Raw genomic sequence first — 18,548 nt, 5'->3', positions numbered from 1 at the left:
GGGGNGAAACGCGCGCCGATCGCGACCGCTGTGGGGCCCGGGGAGCGCCCGCTTCAGGCGCCTGCGCGCGCCGATGCGCAAGACGGCAGGCCGGGGTGAAAGCGGATGGCGCTCCCCCCCTCCCTGCCCTCCCCCTCAAGCGGGGAGGTGCCCCTACCTGTGCTTGCGTCGGCCCGCCCCGCACGAACGCGCCCTCATGGGCGGGCGGGCGGGCGCCAGCAAGCGCCTGGTGTCGCCACAGGCGTCTCGGCCACAAGAATCTTGAGGCACAAGGGTGTTGGCAACAGGAGTGTTGGCCCCAAGTCCTGCGGTCGGATGAATGTCGATCCCCGCTAGGCCGCGCGCCGGCGCGTCGTTCCCGCCCCGGCGGCGGAACCTGCGCCATTCGCATCTCGTTTCCCCTTCCGAACCGGCCGCGCCGGCGCGCGGTGCCATGGGGCACCCGGCCGGCGCGGCACGGCGCAGAGGAGCGAGCATGGACAAGGACACGATCACGGGCGCGGCGACCGAGGCGGGCGGCCGGGTGAAGGAAGCCGCGGGGGCGCTCTCGGGCAGCGCCGGGCTGAAGGCGGAGGGCCTCTACGACCAGGTGGCGGGCGGCGCCCAGCGGGCGCTGGGCGAGGCCAAGGACACCGCGCGCCAGGGCGCCCGCACCCTCGGCCACGGCGTGGAGCGGCGGCCGCTGCCGGCGCTCCTGACCGCCGGCCTGCTGGGCTTCGCCCTCGGCGTGCTGTTCGCGCGCTGAGGCCAGGGCGCGCCGCTGGCACGCAAGGGCGTGACGCCGGGGTCCCCGGCGTCACAGACCCGCCGGGACCGTGGTGGTTTTCCGGCACAAGCGTGACGCCGCCCGGAACCTTTACGGTGTGCGAAAGGTTAAGCCTACGAACGCACCGAGGATGCGGACCACGGCTCCCGACGGAGCCGGCAGGACGCGGCCCCGGCAAGCCGGCGGCGACGCCCCGGCCCGGCGCTCGGGTTGGACACTCTCATCAGCGGCCGCAGCCTCGGGCCGGCCGCCGCACAGGAGCAAACCACATGGGCTCGTTTACCTATTCTCCCGCGCACCGCCCCTCCCGCATGCTGATCGGCACCCAGGAGCGCGAAGTGACCTCGCTGGACGAGGCCCTCGGCTTCATCCGCGAATGCGACGGCGACGGCCTGGCCGAGCTGCTGGCCGGACAGGCGCGCGCGGCGGGCATGGATGGCGACCAGGCGATCCTGGCGCTGAAGGGCCGCCTGGAGGCGTTCCGCAGCGTGCTGGCCGAGGACGCGGCCCGTCTCTGACCGGCCGGTGGCCGGAAGGCGGCAAAAAAATGGTCTCCCCGGTGCAACAAAAACCCCCAAGGCGAGTTGAACGGCTATGACCCTGCATGTTGGCACGCTCAAAGAAGTCGATACCCGGCCCCTGCGGGCGCCGCGCCGGTCCCCCAACTGGGGCGCCTTCCTGGCCCGCCCGCTCTGCCTCGCCGATGGCGAGACCGTTCTCGAACGGCTCTGGGACGCGGCGGACGTGCTGCATGCCAAGGGCCTGCCGTGCGCGGCCTTCCATCTCTCGCAGAGCACCCTCGACACCGCCGCCGTCACCGGCGCCCGGTCCGACATCCGCGATGCCACGGACCATCTGGAACACTACCTGCGCCACCGCGCGCTGATGTGACCCCGGGCCGGCCCCGCTGCCGGCCCGCCTGCCACCTGCCCCCCGCTTCCGCCATGGCCGGAGCGGTTTGCCCGCCCACCCCGATGCGCGGCGCCGGGCGCCGGCCCCCTTCCCTCACCCCAGGATCGCCGCGCCGGGACGGCGCAGCGCCGGGTCGAACGGGTTGAGCCGGGCGCCGATCTCCCCCGCCTCGCGCTTCAGCAGATCGGCGATCACCACGTTGCGCTCCGGCGTCATGCGGTCGGTGGTGCTGCCGACGCTCAGCGCCGCCACCGCCTCGCCGTCGCGGCCGAGAATCGGCACGCCCAGCCCCGCCATGCCGGGGATCAGCCCGGCGGCGCCGTCGGCATAGCCCTGCCCCCGCACCCGCGCCATCTCCGCCCTGAGGAAGCCCTCGTCGAAAGCCGACAGCGCCCGCATGCGGGGCAGGTTGTAGCGGATCACCTCGTCCTGCTCGCCCGGCGGCAGGAAGGCGAGGATGGCCATGGCCGCCTGGCCGATGCCCAGCATCACCGTGCCGCCCACGTCGCCGGTGAAGCTGCGGATCGGCAGCGGGCCGGCGGAACGGTCGATGCAGACCGCGTCGAAACCGTTGCGCACCATGAGGAAGATGGTCTCGCCGAGCGCCGCCGTCAGGCGCAGCAGGCCGGGCCGGGCGATGTCGCGCAGGTTCAGCGGGCTGCCCGCCTTGGCGGCGAGCACGAACAGCTCCAGGCCGAGGCGGTAGAGCTTGGTGCGCGGATCGTGCTCCACCATGCCCTCGGCCATCAAAGCGTGCAGCAGGCGGTGGGCGGTGGGGCGCGGCAGATCCACCGCCGCCGCCAGATCCTTCAGCCGCATGCCCGCCCGCTCGCCCTGCGCCAGCTGGCGCAGCACCGCGAAAATCCGTCCCGCGCTGGAGGTGCTGTCGGACATAATTCCATTTCCTGGCATATTCGAGAGAATATAGATCAACATATTCCATTGAGTGGAACTGATCTACAATTAAGCACACTGTATGGAATTTTTATGCTTGCGAGGTGACGCTCGTGGTCGCAGCCTACAGGTCCAGTCAAGGCAATGTGCAGGACCTCAGGCATGGCTCGTTGGCGCGTAGGAGTGGATTCGGGCGGCACGTTTACGGACATCTGCCTGTTCGACGAGGATGACGGCCGGGTCGAGGTGTGGAAGGTCTCCTCCACCCCCGACGACCCCTCCCGCGGCATCGCCGAGGGCGTCGAGCAGGGCATGCGCATCGTGGCGCCGGAGAATGGCGACACCCCCGCCTCCTCGGTCGCCTATTTCGGCCACGGCACCACGGTGGCCACCAACGCGCTGATCCAGCACAAGGGCGTGGCCACCGGCCTCGTCACCACCGACGGCTTCCGCGACCTGCTGGAGATCGGCCGCCAGAAGCGCCCCGACCTCTACGACCTGGACGCCGACAAGCCGCCGACCCTGGTGCCCCGCGCCCTGCGCATGGCGGTGCCCGAGCGGGTCAAGCACGACGGCAGCATCGACCTGCCGCTCGACGAGGACGCCATGCGCGGCGCCGCCCGCGAGCTGAAGAAGGCCGGCGTCAAGGCGATCGCGGTGTCCTTCCTCTACGGCTTCATCCGCCCCGAGCACGAGGCCCGCGCGGTGGAGATCCTCAAAGAGGAATATCCCGAGGCCTTCATCTGCTCCGGCCACGAGATCGCGCCGGAATTCCGCGAGTATGAGCGGCTCTCCACCGTGGTGCTGAACGCCTATCTCGGCCCGGTGATGAAGTCCTACATCGAGAAGCTCACCCCGCGCCTCGCCGCGCTGGGCATGACCGCGACCCCGCACCTCACCCAGTCCAACGGCGGCGTCATCGGCTTCTCCACCGCCGCCGCCATGCCGGTGCGCACCATCCTGTCCGGCCCCTCCACCGGCGTGGTGGCGGCCCAGGTGGTGGGCGAACTGGCCGGCTTCCCGGACATCATCACCTTCGACATGGGCGGCACCTCCACCGACGTGGCGCTGCTCAAGGGCGGGGTGTGCAAGCTCACCTCGGAGGCCAATGTCCACGGCTATCCGCTGAAGGCGCCGATGCTGGACATCCACACCGTGGGCGCCGGCGGCGGCTCCATCGCGTTCGTGGATTCCGGCGGCTTCCTGAAGGTCGGCCCGCGCTCCTGCGGCGCCTTCCCCGGCCCCGTCTGCTACGACAAGGGCGCCGAGGAGCCGGCCACCACCGACGCCAACGTGGTGCTCCAGACCCTGAACCCCACCCACCTGCTCGCCGGCCGCATGCCGGTGCGCCAGGACCTCGCCAAGGCCGCCATCGCCAAGCTCGCCGACAAGCTCGGCCTCGGCGTCATGGAGACGGCGCAGGGCATCCTCTCCGTGGTCACCGCCAACATGGCCAAGGCCATCCGCGTCATCTCCGTGCAGCGCGGCCACGATCCGCGCGACTACACGCTGATGGCGTTCGGCGGCGCAGGTCCCCTGCACGCGGCCCGGCTCGCCAAGGAGCTGGACATGCGCCGCGTGCTGGTGCCGCGCAATCCCGGCATCCTGTGCGCCATGGGCCTGCTGCTCACCGACCTGCGCGCCGACTTCGCCGCCACCAAGCTGCTGCCGCTCAGCCCGTCCTCGCTCACGCCCATCGGCGAGGCCTTCGCGGCGCTCGGGGCGCGGGCGGAAGCCTGGTTCGACCATGAGGAGATCACCGCCGACGCGCGGCAGATCACCCGCACGGTGGACATGCGCTACGCCGGGCAGAATTACGAGCTGTCCGTGCCGCTGCCCGAGGGCCCGGTCACCGAGACCAGCCTGGAGCACCTGGCGGAAGGCTTCGAGGAAGCCCATCGCCAGCGCTACGGCTTCATCGCCGACGGCGAGGCGGTGCAGATCGTCACCTTGCGCATCGAGGCCGCCGGCCTGGTCAAGAAGGCGACGCTGAAGTCCTATCCGGTCGAAGGCCCGGACGCCTCCGGCGCCATCATCGGCAAGCGCCCGGTGTGGTTCCCGGAAGCCGGCGACTATGTGCCGACCCCCATCTACGACCGCGAGAAGCTCAAGCCCGGCAACCGCTTCGCCGGCCCGGCCATCGTCGAGCAGATGGACACCACCACCGTCGTCCCGCCGGGCATGACCGCCCGCGTCGACCCCTATCTCAACCTCATCCTCGAGGTGGCGGCATGACCTTCCTCAAGCCCTCTCTCGCCGTGCCCGCGCCCGCGCTCGACCCGATCACCGTGGAGGTGATCGGCGCCGCGCTCTCCTCCATCGTCGAGGAGACCGGCGAGGCGCTGATCCGCGCCTCCTATTCCACCAACATCAAGGAGCGGCGCGACTGCTCCACGGCGCTGTTCGACGCCTCCGGCAACACGCTGTGCCAAGCCGAGCACATCCCGATCCACCTCGGCAGCTTCATCGGCATCGTGCCGCACATCCTGAAGCTGCACCCGACCGCCGGCATGCAGCCCGGCGACGTGTTCGTGGGCAACGACGCCTATGCCGGCGGCGGCACCCACCTGCCGGACATCGTCTTGGCCGAGCCGATCTTCATCGACGGCGCCATCGTCGCCTGGACGGTGAATCTGGCCCACCATTCCGACTTCGCCGACCGCGGCCACGCCCACATCTACCAGGAAGGCCTGCGCATTCCCCCGGTGCGGCTCTATCGCGCCGGCGAGCTGAACAAGGACGTGCAGGACCTCATCCTGCTCAACTGCCAGGTGCCGCACGAGCGCCTGTCGGACCTGCGCGCCCAGATGGCCGCCAACCGCGTCGGCGTGCAGCGCTTCCAGGCGCTCTGCGCCAAGTACGGCACCGACGTGGTGCTGGCGGCGGGCGAGGCCCTGCTCGACTATGCCGAGCGCCGCATGCGCGCCGGCATCGCCGCCATCCCGGACGGCAGCTACCGCTTCGCCGACGTGTTCGACAATTCCGAGATCGAGGGCACCCTGCCGCTCAGCGTCGAGATCACCGTCAGGGGCGATGCCATGACGCTGGACTTCGACGCGCCGGACCAACTGCGCGCCGGCATCAACATGACCCACACCGCGCTCCAGGCCACCGCCTATTACGTGGTCAAGTCGGTGGTGGACCCCACCATCCTGCCCAATGCCGGCCTCGCCCGCCCGCTCACGGTGACCGCCCGCGCCGGCAGCGTGGTGAGCTGTACCCACCCCGCCGCCGTGAACGGCCGGGTGCAGACCTGCCAGCGCGTCGCCGACCTCATCCTCGGCGCGCTCGCCCAGGCGGTGCCGCACAAGGTGACGGCCTGCTCCAACAGCGCCTGCACCGTGGCCACCTTCATCGGCCAGCGCAAGGACACCGGCGCCATCTGGGTCTATCTGGAGACCATGGGCGGCGGCTCCGGCGCGCGGCACAATAAGGACGGGCTCGACGGCGTGCACGTCCACGTCACCAACACCTCCAACCTGCCCATCGAGGCGCTGGAGACCGAGTATCCGCTGACCCTGCTGCGCTACGAGCTGGTGGACGGCTCCGGCGGCGTCGGGCGCTATCGCGGCGGCCTCGGCCTGCGCCGGGTCTACCGCGCCGACGAGGACTGCCGGGTGCGCGTGGACGTCTCCCGCCTCCAGTCCAGGAGCTGGGGCCTCGACGGCGGCGGCGCCGGCGGCCATGGCGGGGTGGAATGCGGCCCCGGCGTGGTGCGCGTGCGCGACAGCCTGACGCTGAAGGCCGGCCAGTGGTTCGCGGTGGTGAGCCCCGGCGCCGGCGGCTACGGCGCGCCGGCCGAGCGTGACCGCGCTGCGGTGACGCTCGACATCGCCGAGGGCGTGATCGACCTGCCCACCGCCCGCGAGATCTACGGCTACTGACGACGGCGCGGCGGCCGGTCGCCGGCCGCCGCCCACCCCTGGTTCCGTTCGTGACGGCGCGCCGCCCGCGCGCGCCCTGGGCTGCCGCCCGCGCGGCCGCGGCCCGATGCCCGCAGAGACGCCGACCTTTGTTCGCTTCCGGGCCAGCCGCGCCATGCGGCCTTGCCCCGCTCTACCGGAGACATGGACATGGCCGACCTGACCCGCCGCTCAATTCTCGCCGGCGCCGCCGCAGCGGCCATGGTGCCGATGCTGCGCATTCCCGGCGCCCAGGCCCGCACGCCGGGCATCCTCACCTTCGGCATCTCCAGCTTCCCGCCCAGCGTGCAGCCCTGGGCCAATGCCGGCACCGCCTCGGCCACCGTGAAGCTCGCCCTCTATCGCGGCCTCACCTCCTACGGCCCGGACGGCAAGATCCGCGGCGAGCTGGCGGAGAGCTGGGCGCCGGACGGCAAGAACGCCTGGGTGTTCAAGCTGCGCGACGCCAAGTTCAGCAATGGCGAGAAGGTCACGTCCGCCGACGTGAAGTGGACCATCGAGCAGGTGGCGGGCGAGAAGTCCACCGCCTTCCAGCGCACCGAGATGCAGGGGGTCGAGAAGATCGAGACCCCGGACGACAAGACCGTGCGCCTGGTGCTGAAGCAGCCGACCGTGACGCTGCCGCTGCTGATGGCCAGCTACCACATGCCGATCATGTCGAAGGCCTCCACCGCCAGCCAGCAGATCGGCGCCGGCCCGTTCATCCTGAAGGACGCCGAGCGCGGCGTGTCCATGGACCTGGAGGCGAGCCCGCACTATTACCGCCCCGGCATGCCCAAGCTGAAGGGCATCCGCATCGTCGTCTATGCCGACGAGAACCTGCGCGTGGCCGCGCTCCAGAGCGGCGACGTGGACCTGATCGAATACGTGCCGTGGCAGGCCATGGCCAGCATCGAGAAGGACCCGGCCCTGAAGCTCGACGCCGTGGACGGGCCGTTCATGTCGGTGATCTTCAACGGCTCGCGCCCGCCGTTCAACGATGCCCGCGTGCGCAAGGCGGTGGCCCACGCCATCCGCCGCGAGGAGATCGTCAAGAGCGCCTTCTTCGGCCGGGGCGCGCCGCTGGCGCACCTGCCGATCCCCAAGGAAAGCGCCTTCTTCAACCCCGACCTCGTCGAGGGCTGGGCCTATAATCCCGACCTGTCGAAGAAGCTGCTGGCCGAGGCCGGCTTCGGCGGCGGGCTGAACTGCAAGCTGCTGTCGACCGCGCAATACGGCATGCACAAGGACACGGCGGAAGTGGTGCAGCAGCATCTGGCGGCGGTCGGCATCAATGCCGAGCTGAACCTGCCGGACTGGGCGACCCGCGTGTCGCTGGGCAACCGCGGCCAGTACGACTTCGCCATCATGGGCACCTCGGCCGACAGCAACGACCCGGACGGCCTGTCCGGCTATGTGGACGGCAGCCTCTCGCCCTCCTACGTGCGCAGCTACAACCTCTCGATCCCCAAGCTCACCGAGCTGTTCCAGGCCGGGCGCGAGGAATTCGACGAGGTGAAGCGCAAGGCGATCTATCACGAGCTGGAGCAGGTGGCGATCGACCAGGTGCCGATGGTGGGCCTCGCCCTGCGCAGCCAGGGCTACGCCATGCGCAAGGAGGTGACCGGCTTCAAGAACATGCCGGGCGCGCTGACCTTCTATTCCGGCGAGACCTTCGAAACCACGACGGTCGGCTGAGCCATGGCGGAGCGGGGACGCATGCGCGCCACACGCTGTCTCCCGCCCGCGGGCGGCAACGGAGCGCGCGCCCCTCACCCCGCGCGGCTGTGCCCCCTCTACCGCGCAGTGGAGGAAGATCTGGGCCCGCAGCGGGCGGGCGGGGCGCACCTCCCTCTCCCGGGCGCGACCGTGCTCCCTCTCCCGCTTGCGGGGGAGGGTTGGGGTGGGGGCGCCGCGCCAGCGGCGGGGACGCACCGACCCCGCACGCCGGCTCCCACCGCACACCGCCCGCCTTCTCCGAAGCTGCGCTTCGGCCCCCTCCCTGCCCTCCCCCGCAAGCGGGAGAGGGTTCTGCCGCACGCCCGCAGGATGGCGTGCACGCCGCTGCCCATCCGCCTTCGCCTTGAATCCGCCGCCCCTCATCCCACGCACCCGCGCCCCCTCCCCCCTTGCGGGGGAGGGCTGGGGAGGGGGGTGACGCGCCATCCCCCCGCGACCGGCCGCAGGTCCCGCGCGGGCCAAAATCCCTTCACCCTCACCCCCGGGAGGCCGTGACTGATGCTCGCCTTCGCGCTGCGCCGCACCGGCATCGCCCTCGTGCTGGTCTGGCTGGTGGCCACACTGGTGTTCCTGGTGATCCACCTCATACCGGGCGATCCGGCCGAGCTGCTGCTGTCCCAGGGCGGCGTCGCGCCCGACCCGGCCGCCGTGGCCGAGCTGCGCGAGCGGCTCGGGCTCGACCTGCCGCTGATCCAGCAATATTTCACCTATTGGGTGGGCCTGCTGCACGGCAATTTCGGCACCTCGCTCCAGGACGACCATCCGGTTGCCGCCGAGATCGCGCTGCGCCTGCCGCGCACGCTGGAGCTGATCGGCGGCGCGGCGGTGCTGGCGCTCGCCATCGGCATGCCGTTCGGCACGGCGGCGGCGCTCAGGGTGGGCGGCCGGCTGGATCGCGTCGCCAGCGTCATCGCCGGCGTGGCGCTCTCGGTGCCGGTGTTCGTGGTGGGCACGCTCGCCATCCTGATCTTCGCCCAGAAGCTCGGCTGGGTGTCGGCCGGCGGCTACGTGCCGCTGGCGCAGAACCCCGGCCGCCATCTCGCATTGCTGCTGATGCCGGCCGGCACCATCGCCGTGGGGCTCGCCGCCGTGGTGTTCCGCGTTACCCGCTCCTCGGTGCTGGAGGTGCTGGGGCGCGACCATGTGCGGGCGGCGCAGGCGCGCGGCGTCGGGCCGCGCCTCATCATCCTGCGCCACGTGCTGCGCAACGCGCTCTCCCCCGTGCTCACCGTGGTGGCGCTGCACCTCGGCGCCCTGCTCGGCGGCACGGTGCTTGTTGAATACGTGTTCAACTGGCCCGGCCTCTCCGGCTACCTGGTGCGCTCGGTGGAGGCGCGCGATTATCCCGAAGTGCTCGGCATCGTGCTCGCCATCTCCATCCTGTTCGTGTTCCTGAACCTGGTGGTGGACCTCGCCTACGCCGCCCTCGATCCCCGGGTGCGCCACGCATGAGCGCTTCTCTCGCCTCCCCCCGCTTCCACCGCCTGGTGCTGCCCGGCGCGCTGCTCGCCTTGGTGCTGCTCACGGTCGCCGCCGCTCCGCTGCTGCCGCTGGCCGACCCGGTGAAGCAGCAGGTGTCCGAGCGCCTGTCCACGCCCTCCCTCGGCCACCTGCTGGGCCAGGACGAATACGGCCGCGACGTCTTCTCCCGCATCATCTGGGGCGGGCGGGTGTCGCTGTCCGTCTCCATCCTCGCCGCCGCCTGCGCCGGGCTGATCGGCACCCTGCTCGGCCTCGTCGGCGGCTATTTCCGCGGCGTGGTGGAGCTGATGAGCGTGCGCCTCGCCGAAGTGGTGCTGTGCTTCCCGCCCATGCTGCTGGCGCTGCTGGTGGTCACCCTGCTCGGCCCCGGCGCGGTGACGCTGGTGCTGGTGCTGACCATATTGTTCACCCCCGGCTATGCCCGCGTCGCCTATGCCGAGACCCTGTCCGCCCGCACGCTGGACTATGTGACGGCGCAGACCGCGCTCGGCGCCACCTCCGCGCGCGTGCTGTTCCGCACCGTGCTGCCCAACATCGCCCCGCCTTTGCTGGTGCAGTTCTCGCTGACGGTCGCGGCGGCCATGATGCTGGAGAGCGGGCTCTCCTTCCTCGGCCTCGGCGTGGTGCCGCCCTCCCCCTCCTGGGGGCTGATGATCCGCTCCGCCCGCTCGGTGATGGAGCAGGCGCCGCTGCTGCTGCTGTGGCCCTGCCTGGCGCTCGCCGGCACGGTGCTGCTGCTCAACGTGGTGTGCGACCGGCTGCGCGACGTGATGGACCCGCGCGGCGCGGCCATGGGGGTGATCCCCGGCTTCCTGCGCCGCGCCCGCTCCGCCGCGCTGCCGCAGGCCACCACCGAGCCCGCCCCCTCGCTGGTGCGCATCGACAACCTGACGCTCAGCCTCAAGACCCCCGCCGGGCCGCTGAACGTGGTGCGCGGCGTCTCGTTCGGCGTGGCGCCGGGCGAGACGGTGGCGCTGGTGGGCGAGAGCGGCTCGGGCAAGACGCTGACCGCGCTCGCCGTCATGGGGCTGCTGCCGCCGGTGGTGACGCCGGCGGGCGGCTCGATCCGCTTCTCGCGCCGCGACGGCACGGTGGCCGACCTGCTGCATTTGCCGGAGGGCCAGATGCGCCGGCTGCGCGGCAACGACCTGTCCATCATCTTCCAGGACCCCTCCGCCAGCCTCAACCCGGTGCACCGCTGCGGCAAGCAGGTGGCCGAAGCCATCCGCGCCCATGGCGGCGGGATGACTGGCGAGGGCTCGGCCCGCGCGGCGAAGGCCAAGGTGGTGGCGCTGTTCCGCCGCGTCGGCCTGCCCGATCCGGAGCGGCGCGCCGGCGCCTTCCCGCACGAACTGTCCGGCGGCCAGAAGCAGCGGGTGATGATCGCCGCGGCGGTCGCCAACACCCCGCGCCTGCTGATCGCCGACGAGCCCACCACCGCGCTCGACGTCACCGTGCAGGCGCAGATCCTCGACCTCCTGGCCGACCTCAAGGGCGAGAGCGGCAGCGGCCGGGGCCAGGAGGGCAAGGACACGGAGGGCAAGGACACGACGGGAATGGGCCTGCTGTTCGTCACCCACAATCTCGCCGTGGTGCGCCAGATCGCCGACAAGGTGGTGGTGATGTATGCCGGCGAGGTGGTGGAGGAAGGCCCGGTGGCCGAGGTGTTCGCCCGGCCGCGCCATCCCTACACCGCCGCTTTGCTGGCGAGCGCGCCGGAGAGCGAGGCCGAGGAGCTGACCGCCATTCCCGGCACCGTGCCGTCCCCGGCCGCGCTGCCGCCCGGCTGCCGCTTCGCCCCGCGCTGCGGCTTCGCCACCCCGGCCTGCGACAGCACCCCCCCTGCCAGCATCGAGGTGGCCCCCGGCCGCATCGCCCGCTGCATCCGCTGGATGGAGGTGGCATGACCGCCCACATCATTCCCCCGCTCAACCCGCCCTTACCCTTCCCCGACCGCGCGCCGCTGCTGCGCGCCGAGGGCCTGACCCGCGGCTTCAAGGGGCGCGGCGGCCTCTTGGGGCGCGGCCATGAGGTGCTGGCCCTGCGCGGGGTGGATTTCGCCTTGGCGCGCGGCGAGGCCGTGGGCGTGGTGGGCGAGAGCGGCTGCGGCAAGAGCACGCTCGCCCGCGTGCTGCTGCACCTCACCCCGGCCAGCGCCGGGCGGGTGCTGTTCGACGGCCAGGACCTCGCCCGGCTGCCCAGGCGCCAGCTCCGCGCCCTGCGCCGGCGCATGCAGCTGGTGTTCCAGGACCCGTTCGCCAGCCTCGACCCGCGCCGCTCCATCGGCGACCAGATCGCCGACGGCATCCTCATCCACCACCTCGCCGCCCCCGCCGAAGCGCAGGCGCGGGTGGCCGACCTGCTGGCCCAGGTGGGGCTCGACCCCGCCCATGCCGGCCGCCTGCCGCACGAATTTTCCGGCGGCCAGCGCCAGCGCATCGCCATCGCCCGCGCGCTCTCCACCGATCCCGACGTGCTGGTGGCGGACGAGCCGGTCTCGGCGCTGGACGTCTCGGTGCAGGCGCAGGTGGTGAACCTGCTCAAAGACCTGCGCACCCGGCTCGGCCTCGGGCTGATCTTCATCAGCCACGACCTGCATGTGGTGCGCCACCTCTGCGACCGGGTGGTGGTGATGTATCTTGGCCGCGTGGTGGAGGAGGCGCCCGCCGCCGCCCTGTTCGCCCAGCCGCGCCATCCCTATACCCAGGCGCTGCTGGCCGCGACGCCCTCCATGCATGCCGCCCCCGGCGCCCGCGCGGTGCTGTCGGGCGAGATGCCGAGCCCGGCCAACCCGCCCTCCGGCTGCGCCTTCCGCACCCGCTGCGCGCGGGCGCAGCCGGCCTGCGCGGAGGCGCTGCCCGAGCTGCTGCCCGCCGGCCCCGGCCGGCGCCTCGCCTGCCCGCCCGCTCTGGCGGACCTCGCGCACGGAGCCGCCCATGCTTGATCCCAAGGGCCGCGTCGCCCTCGTCTCCGGCGCCACGCGCGGCATCGGCAAGGCCATCGCCGCGCGCCTGTCGGCGGCCGGCTACCACATCAGCGCCGGCGTGCGCGATCCGAGGCGCGCCAGCCTGCCGGAGGGCGTCCACGCCGCCCGCTTCGATGCCGGCGAGCCCGACGGCGCGACAGCCTGGGTGGCCGAGGCCCATGCCGCCTTCGGCCGCATCGACGTGCTCATCAACGCCGCCGGCATCAATCCCGTGGCGCGCTTCCTGGATGCGGACGAGACCGCCTTCGACGCGCAATGGACCATCAACGCCAAGGGGCCGATGCGGGTGATCCGCGCCGCCTGGCCGCATCTCATCGCCTCCGGCAGCGGCCGGGTGGTGAACGTGGCCTCGCTGTCCGGCAAGCGCGTGCGCAACGAGAACGTGGGCTATGCCATGAGCAAGTTCGCCCTCCTCGCCCTCACCCACGGCGTGCGCCAGCAGGGCTGGGAGCACGGCATCCGCGCCACCGCGCTGTGCCCCGGCTTCGTGGACACCGACATGACCGCCCATGTCACCAAGGTGCCGCGCGCCGCCATGACCCGGCCGGAGGACATCGCCGCGCTGGTGGAGACGCTCATCGGCCTGCCCAACACGGCGAGCATCGCCGAGCTTCTGGTCAACTGCCAGAGGGAGGACATGCTGTGAGGCTGAAGCGGCTGCGCGACGCCGGCCGGGCGCCGATCGCCCTGACCCTCGACGGCGCGCCGGTCAGCGCGCAGGACGGCGACACCCTGCTCACCGCTCTGCTGGCGGGCGGCGCCGGGCATCTCAGCCCCAACCTGTTCGCCCAGGAGCCGCGCGCCGGCTTCTGCCACATGGGCGCCTGCCAGGATTGCTGGGTGGCGGTGGACGGCCTCGGCCGCGTGCGCGCCTGCGCCACGCCGGCCGCGGACGGCATGGTGGTGAGGCGCCTATGAAAGTGGCGGTGGTCGGCGCCGGGCCCGCCGGGGTCCGCGCGGTGGAGCAACTGGTGGCGGCGGGGCTCACCCCGCTCTGGCTCGACGAGGCGCCCGACGGCGGCGGCCGCATCTACCAGCGCCCGCCCGCCCAACTCTCCCGCGACGCCCGCCGCCTCTACGGCTTCGAGGCCAAGCGCGCCACCGCGCTGCACGCCACGCTCGACGCCTTGAAGGCCCACGCCGACTGGCGCCCCAATACGCTGGTCTGGCATATCGATCCGCACCGGCGGCGCCTGGAGGTGCTGAGCGCGGGCACGCAGGCCACGCTGGATTTCGACGCCGCGCTCCTCTGCACCGGCGCCATGGACCGGGTGGTGCCGGTGCCCGGCTGGACCCGGCCGGGCGTGACCACGCTCGGCGCCGCGCAGATCGCCCTGAAGACGCAGGGCTGCGCCATCGGCGACAAGGTCGTGCTGCTCGGCACCGGGCCGCTGCTGTGGCTGCTGGCCTATCAGTATCTGAAGGCCGGCGCCCGCCCGGCGGCGGTGCTGGACACCACCGCCTTCGCCCACAAGGCGCGCCACGCCCCCGGCCTGCTGGCGGGCGGCGCGGTGTTCTGGAAGGGGCTTTATTACATGGCCGCCGTGCGCGCCGCCGGCGTGCCGGTCTATGAGGGCGTGCGCCCCCGCGCCATCACCGGCGCGGGCGACCAGGTGAGCGGGCTTGCCTTCGAGACCGCGCGCGGCGCGGCGCGCACGCTGGCCTGCGATGCCGTGGCGCTGGGCTGGGGGCTGAAGCCCGAGGCGCAATTGGCCGATCTCGCCGGCGTGCCGTTCCGCTTCGATGCCGACCAGCACAATTGGCTGCCGGAGCGCGACATCGCCGGCCGCACCCCGGTGCCCGGCATTTATCTCGCCGGCGACGGCGCCGGCATCGGCGGGGCCGACGTGGCGGAGCGCGCCGGCGCCCGCGCCGCCTTGGCGCTGCTGGAGGACACCGGCCGCCCGGTGCCGCAGGACACGGTGGCCGCTCTGGACGCCGCGCTCGCCCGCCTCGCCGGCTTCCGCACCGCGCTGGAGCGGACCTTTCCGTTTCCGGCCGATCTCGCCCGCGCCGTGCCGGACGCCACCCTGGTGTGCCGCTGCGAGGCCATCACCGCCGGCGACCTGCGCGCCGCCGGCGGCACGCCGGCCACCGGCACCGCGCGCGAACTGAATCGCGCCAAGGCCTTCACCCGGCTCGGCATGGGCCGCTGCCAGGGCCGCGTGTGCGGCCCGGCGGGGGCGGAGATCCTCGCCGCCGCGCTGAACCGCGAGGTGGCCGCCATCGGCCGCCTGCGCGGCCAGCCGCCGGTCAAGCCGGTCCCGCTCGCCGAGGCGGCGGAATGAGCGGCGCACCCGACACCCTCGGACACCACCCTGCCCTTCCGAAGCTGCGCTTCGGCCCCCACCCTGCCCTCCCCCGCGAGCGGGAGAGGGTTCTGCCGCGCGACGAGGGGATGGCGCGCGCTCAACGGCCCACGCGCCGCCGCGCTCTGCCAGGCGCACCCCTGCTCCCTCTCCCGCTTGCGGGGGAGGGCTGGGGTGGGGGCGCCGCGCCAGCGGCGGGGACGCAGCACGGCAGGCGCGGATAAAATGAGCACACGCGCAACAGACGGGAGCGCGGCATGAGCGTCACCGATACCGAGGTCCTCATCATCGGCGCCGGCGGCGCGGGCACCTCCGCCGCGCTGCACCTCGCCCAACGCGGCGTGCCGTGCGTGCTGCTGGAACGCGGCCTCGTCGGCGGGCAGGCGTCGGGCGTGAACTATGGCGGCGTGCGCCAGCAGGGCCGCCACCCGGCCGAACTGCCCATCGCCCGCCGCTCCATGGCGCTGTGGCACCGCCTGGTGGAGATCGCCGGCACCGACGCCGAATTCACCGTCAGCGGACACCTGAAGCTCGCCCGCACGCCGGAGGAGGAGGCCGAGCTGGTCGCCTATCTGGACGTCGCCCGCGCCTACGACCTGCCGCTGCGCCTGGTCGGCCGCAACGCGCTGCACGTGGACTATCCCTGGCTCGGCCCCAAGGTGATCGCCGGCTCGCTGGCCCCCGAGGACGGCGCCGCCAACCCGCGCCTGCTGGTGCCCGCGCTCGCCCGCGCCGCCCGCGCCGCCGGCGCGGTGATCGAGGAGCACGCCAAGGTCACCGAGCTGGCCTTCGACGGCACGCTGTTCCAGGTGGCCGCCGGGGAGCGCCGGTGGCGCGCCGCCTGGCTCCTCAACACCGCCGGCTTCTGGGGCGGGACGGTGGCGGCGGCGTTCGACGAGGCCGTTCCTGTGCAGCCGCTCAGCCCCAACATGATGGTGACCGAGCCGATCCGCTACTTCATCGAGCCCAATCTCGGCGTGGTGGGCGGCAATGTCTACCTGCGGCAGATCCCGCGCGGCAACGTCATCATCGGCGGCGGCCACGGGGTGAGCGATCCCGCCGTTCCCTGGTCGCGCCCGGCGGCGGAGGAGACCCGCGCCGCCATGGCGCTGGCCACAGCCCTGGTGCCCAGCCTTGCCGGGGCCTGCGTCATCCGCTCCTGGTCGGGCATCGACGGCGAGATGCCGGACCATATTCCGGTGATCGGCCCGAGCCGCACCACCCCGCGCCTGATCCACGCCTTCGGCTTTTCCGGCCACGGCTTCCAGCTCGGCCCCGGGGTCGGCGCCATCCTCAGCGAGCTGGTGCTGGACGGGGCCACCGACGTGCCGCTGGCCCCGTTCGACATCGGCCGCTGGACAGCGCGGGCGGCGTAGGCGATGTAGCATGCGCAGTGGTGGGACACGGCATTCATCGAAGATGCATGGACATGTTCCGAGCAGATTATTTCATCAAATCGTCGCTGTTATTCTTGCGGCTGGCCTTTTCCTCAAGCATCCGCGGGCTCGTTTCGGGCCACGCCCGGCCACGGCCCCGGCAACGGCCGCAGCCGGGCGCCGGAGGCGTCGGCGGACGACGTCGCGACAGCTTCGAGCGCGAGCTCCATCATCTCAGAGACCAGCAACGCATCGAATTGACCGGCCGCATTCTCTCCGATACCTACCTGTTCGCCGACACGCTCCAGTACATCAGATCCGGGCATGAGCTGCGGGACGACGAGAATACCTATATCGACCCGCCCCGGAACAGCCCGATCGACTGGACGGCGGAGATCTACAGGCGGCCGATGCGGCGCATCCGGGAACGGCTGGACTTCATCGAACGGTTTCTGTCCATGGAGCCGCTGGCGGCCTTCTATCTGGGCGAGGATGCCCGGCTGACGTTCCGCAAGCTGCGCACCGCCTCCACCTGGCTGCGCACCTCGGCGACCAAGCTCTGCGACCTGCACGAGCACGGCTATGACATCCGCGCCGCCGAGAATTTCGGCATCCGGAGCATCATCCAGTACAAGGCGGACGTCTGGGCCGCCTATGCCAGGGCGCGCGATCTGGACCGGGTGGGGGATACCCTTGAGGAGGCCGTCGCCGGCATCGAGACGCTGTCCCGCGCCGTCCTGAGCGCGTGAGGGACGCCGCCGGACGGAGCCCGCGCCCGGCCGGCGCAGGCCGGGGGCATCGGCGGCCGATGTCGCAAGCGGGGAAGTCCGTGTCGATCCCGGTTCGCCACACGCGGTCGCGGGGCAGCCGCCGGGCGGGAAAATCCCTGTCGCAAGACACGGTGTCGCAAATGGGAAAGTCCGGTCCAACGGCGCACGGCGATGCGACACTCTGTCTGGAACGGGTGCGACGCCCATGGCCGGCCCGCCGCAAGGCCGGCCCCGGCGCCCCGTCAATCGAACACCCGCGTCACCGCGCCCCGTACCCCCTTGCGTCCCGCCGGGGTGGCGGTCTTGCGGAAGGCGGCGGGGGTCGCGGCGAACTTGGCCTTGAAGGCGCGGCCGAAATGCGAGCCGTCGGCAAAGCCCAGCTCGGCGGCGATCTGCGCCGCCGAGAAGGCGGTGTTGGCCAGCATCCAGCGCCCGTGCCTGAGACGCAGCGCCAGGTAGCTCTCCTGCGGCGTCTCCCCCAGCCGCTCGGCGAACAGCCGCTCCAGCTGGCGCGGGCTGAGATTGAGGCGGGCGGCGATGCGGGCGACGGAGAGCGGCTCGGCGAGGTTCTGCTCCATCAGCAGCAGCGCGCGGGAGACGCGGTCCTCCAGGCCGATGCTCTCGGCCACCGGCGGGGCGGGCTGGGCGCTCTCGGCCGGGCGCGGCCGGTCGATCAGCAGGATGTTCAGCGCCTTCTGCGCCGTGGCCGGGCCGAGGTGGCGGGCCACCAGGAAGGCGGCGAGGTCCGCCACCCCCGCCCCGCCCGAGCAGGTGATGCGCGCGCCGTCCACCACGAACAGCCGGTCGGCCACCGGCACGAGGGCGGGGAATTCCTCCAGGAAATCGCGGTAGTGGTACCAGCTGACACAGCATTTGCGCTGGCTCATGAGGCCGAGCCGGCACAGCACGAACGAGCCGGTGCATACCCCGACCAGGGTGACGCCGGCCCGCGCGGCGGCCTCCAGATAGGCGGCGAGCGCGGGCGGCAAAGGCGGCATGCCGTGCAGCAGGCCGCCCACCACGACGATATAGTCGAAGCCCTCGGGGTCGGCGAGGTCGGCGCCGGGCTGGATCTCCACCCCGCAGGAGGAGCGCGCCGGGCGGCGGCCGGGGGTCATCACCTGCCAGGAGCAGGCGATGGGCCGCGAGCGGTCGCCCTCGTCGGCAGCGAGGCGCAGCACGTCCACGAAGCTGGAGAAGGCGGTGAGAGTGAAGTTGTGCATCAGCACGAACCCCACCCGCAGCTTGGCAGCGGGCACCGCGCGGCGGGCCGGCGGGCGGGCGGCGGCGTCCGGGCTCATCGGACGGCCCCGGCGGGAACGGGAATAGGGCAAGGATGTCGCATTTGTTCCAGATCCTAGGCGCACCGGGCCGAGATGCAAGACACCCCTTCGGGCAAGGTCCATGCTGC

Annotated in this window: 16 protein-coding genes; 14 read left to right on the top strand and 2 right to left on the bottom strand. The window is 72.3% G+C overall.

Annotated features, from left to right (window positions below):
- Window positions 1–475 precede the first annotated feature (475 nt).
- The 3 genes from YU1_RS33970 to YU1_RS0109000 all read left to right on the top strand — a co-directional run bounded on the left by YU1_RS33970 (window position 476) and on the right by YU1_RS0109000 (window position 1,657).
- A complete protein-coding gene (locus tag YU1_RS33970; RefSeq protein ID WP_029003782.1) occupies window positions 476–745 on the top strand; it encodes a CsbD family protein in 270 nt (89 codons plus the stop codon).
- 290 nt (window positions 746–1,035) lie between these two features.
- Entirely contained in the window at window positions 1,036–1,284 is a 249-nt protein-coding gene (locus YU1_RS0109005; RefSeq protein WP_029003781.1) for a hypothetical protein, read from the top strand.
- Between the two features lie 76 nt (window positions 1,285–1,360).
- Complete coding sequence (locus YU1_RS0109000) at window positions 1,361–1,657, top strand: hypothetical protein (protein ID WP_029003780.1); 297 nt, start codon at window positions 1,361–1,363, stop codon at window positions 1,655–1,657.
- A 114-nt stretch (window positions 1,658–1,771) separates the two neighbouring features.
- On the opposite strand, the gene YU1_RS0108995 is transcribed toward YU1_RS0109000, so the two are convergent.
- Window positions 1,772–2,572, bottom strand: a complete 801-nt coding sequence (locus tag YU1_RS0108995; protein ID WP_051356666.1) for an IclR family transcriptional regulator — start codon at window positions 2,570–2,572, stop codon at window positions 1,772–1,774.
- A 162-nt stretch (window positions 2,573–2,734) separates the two neighbouring features.
- Here YU1_RS0108995 and YU1_RS0108990 point away from each other — a divergent pair, with 162 nt between their 5' ends.
- The 11 genes from YU1_RS0108990 to YU1_RS0108935 all read left to right on the top strand — a co-directional run bounded on the left by YU1_RS0108990 (window position 2,735) and on the right by YU1_RS0108935 (window position 17,116).
- Window positions 2,735–4,807 (top strand): hydantoinase/oxoprolinase family protein, encoded by a 2,073-nt coding sequence (locus tag YU1_RS0108990; protein WP_029003778.1) that lies wholly within the window; start codon window positions 2,735–2,737, stop codon window positions 4,805–4,807.
- On the top strand, window positions 4,804–6,456 hold the full coding sequence (locus tag YU1_RS0108985) for a hydantoinase B/oxoprolinase family protein (protein ID WP_035714561.1): 1,653 nt from the start codon (window positions 4,804–4,806) through the stop codon (window positions 6,454–6,456). The genes YU1_RS0108990 and YU1_RS0108985 overlap by 4 nt, the downstream gene beginning before the upstream one ends.
- A 189-nt stretch (window positions 6,457–6,645) precedes the next feature.
- Window positions 6,646–8,172 carry an ABC transporter substrate-binding protein gene (locus YU1_RS0108980; RefSeq protein WP_029003776.1) on the top strand — a complete coding sequence of 509 codons (1,527 nt, stop codon included), beginning with the start codon at window positions 6,646–6,648 and terminating at the stop codon, window positions 8,170–8,172.
- Between the two features lie 540 nt (window positions 8,173–8,712).
- Window positions 8,713–9,666: an ABC transporter permease gene (locus YU1_RS0108975; protein WP_029003775.1), complete on the top strand. Its 954-nt coding sequence runs from the start codon at window positions 8,713–8,715 to the stop codon at window positions 9,664–9,666.
- Window positions 9,663–11,603 (top strand): dipeptide/oligopeptide/nickel ABC transporter permease/ATP-binding protein, encoded by a 1,941-nt coding sequence (locus tag YU1_RS0108970; RefSeq protein ID WP_029003774.1) that lies wholly within the window; start codon window positions 9,663–9,665, stop codon window positions 11,601–11,603. The genes YU1_RS0108975 and YU1_RS0108970 overlap by 4 nt, the downstream gene beginning before the upstream one ends.
- Entirely contained in the window at window positions 11,600–12,640 is a 1,041-nt protein-coding gene (locus YU1_RS0108965) for an ABC transporter ATP-binding protein (RefSeq protein ID WP_051356665.1), read from the top strand. Before YU1_RS0108970 ends, YU1_RS0108965 begins: the two co-directional genes overlap by 4 nt.
- The gene (locus YU1_RS0108960) at window positions 12,633–13,328 is read left to right on the top strand and encodes an SDR family NAD(P)-dependent oxidoreductase (protein WP_029003772.1); all 696 of its coding nucleotides are present in this window, start codon (window positions 12,633–12,635) and stop codon (window positions 13,326–13,328) included. Before YU1_RS0108965 ends, YU1_RS0108960 begins: the two co-directional genes overlap by 8 nt.
- Complete coding sequence (locus tag YU1_RS0108955; protein WP_035714559.1) at window positions 13,325–13,600, top strand: (2Fe-2S)-binding protein; 276 nt, start codon at window positions 13,325–13,327, stop codon at window positions 13,598–13,600. Before YU1_RS0108960 ends, YU1_RS0108955 begins: the two co-directional genes overlap by 4 nt.
- Entirely contained in the window at window positions 13,597–14,970 is a 1,374-nt protein-coding gene (locus YU1_RS0108950) for an FAD/NAD(P)-dependent oxidoreductase (RefSeq protein WP_029003770.1), read from the top strand. The genes YU1_RS0108955 and YU1_RS0108950 overlap by 4 nt, the downstream gene beginning before the upstream one ends.
- Before the next feature lie 278 nt (window positions 14,971–15,248).
- On the top strand, window positions 15,249–16,367 hold the full coding sequence (locus YU1_RS0108945; protein ID WP_029003769.1) for an NAD(P)/FAD-dependent oxidoreductase: 1,119 nt from the start codon (window positions 15,249–15,251) through the stop codon (window positions 16,365–16,367).
- A 257-nt stretch (window positions 16,368–16,624) separates the two neighbouring features.
- A complete protein-coding gene (locus tag YU1_RS0108935; protein WP_029003768.1) occupies window positions 16,625–17,116 on the top strand; it encodes a hypothetical protein in 492 nt (163 codons plus the stop codon).
- Between the two features lie 263 nt (window positions 17,117–17,379).
- Here YU1_RS0108935 and YU1_RS28705 read toward each other — a convergent pair whose 3' ends face one another.
- Entirely contained in the window at window positions 17,380–18,438 is a 1,059-nt protein-coding gene (locus YU1_RS28705) for a GlxA family transcriptional regulator (RefSeq protein ID WP_051356664.1), read from the bottom strand.
- Window positions 18,439–18,548 lie beyond the last annotated feature (110 nt).

The sequence above is a fragment of the Azorhizobium doebereinerae UFLA1-100 genome, assembly GCF_000473085.1.
Lineage (GTDB): Bacteria > Pseudomonadota > Alphaproteobacteria > Rhizobiales > Xanthobacteraceae > Azorhizobium > Azorhizobium doebereinerae.
Note: the sequence above shows the minus strand (reverse complement) of the source record. Positions and strands in the feature narration are given on the sequence as shown.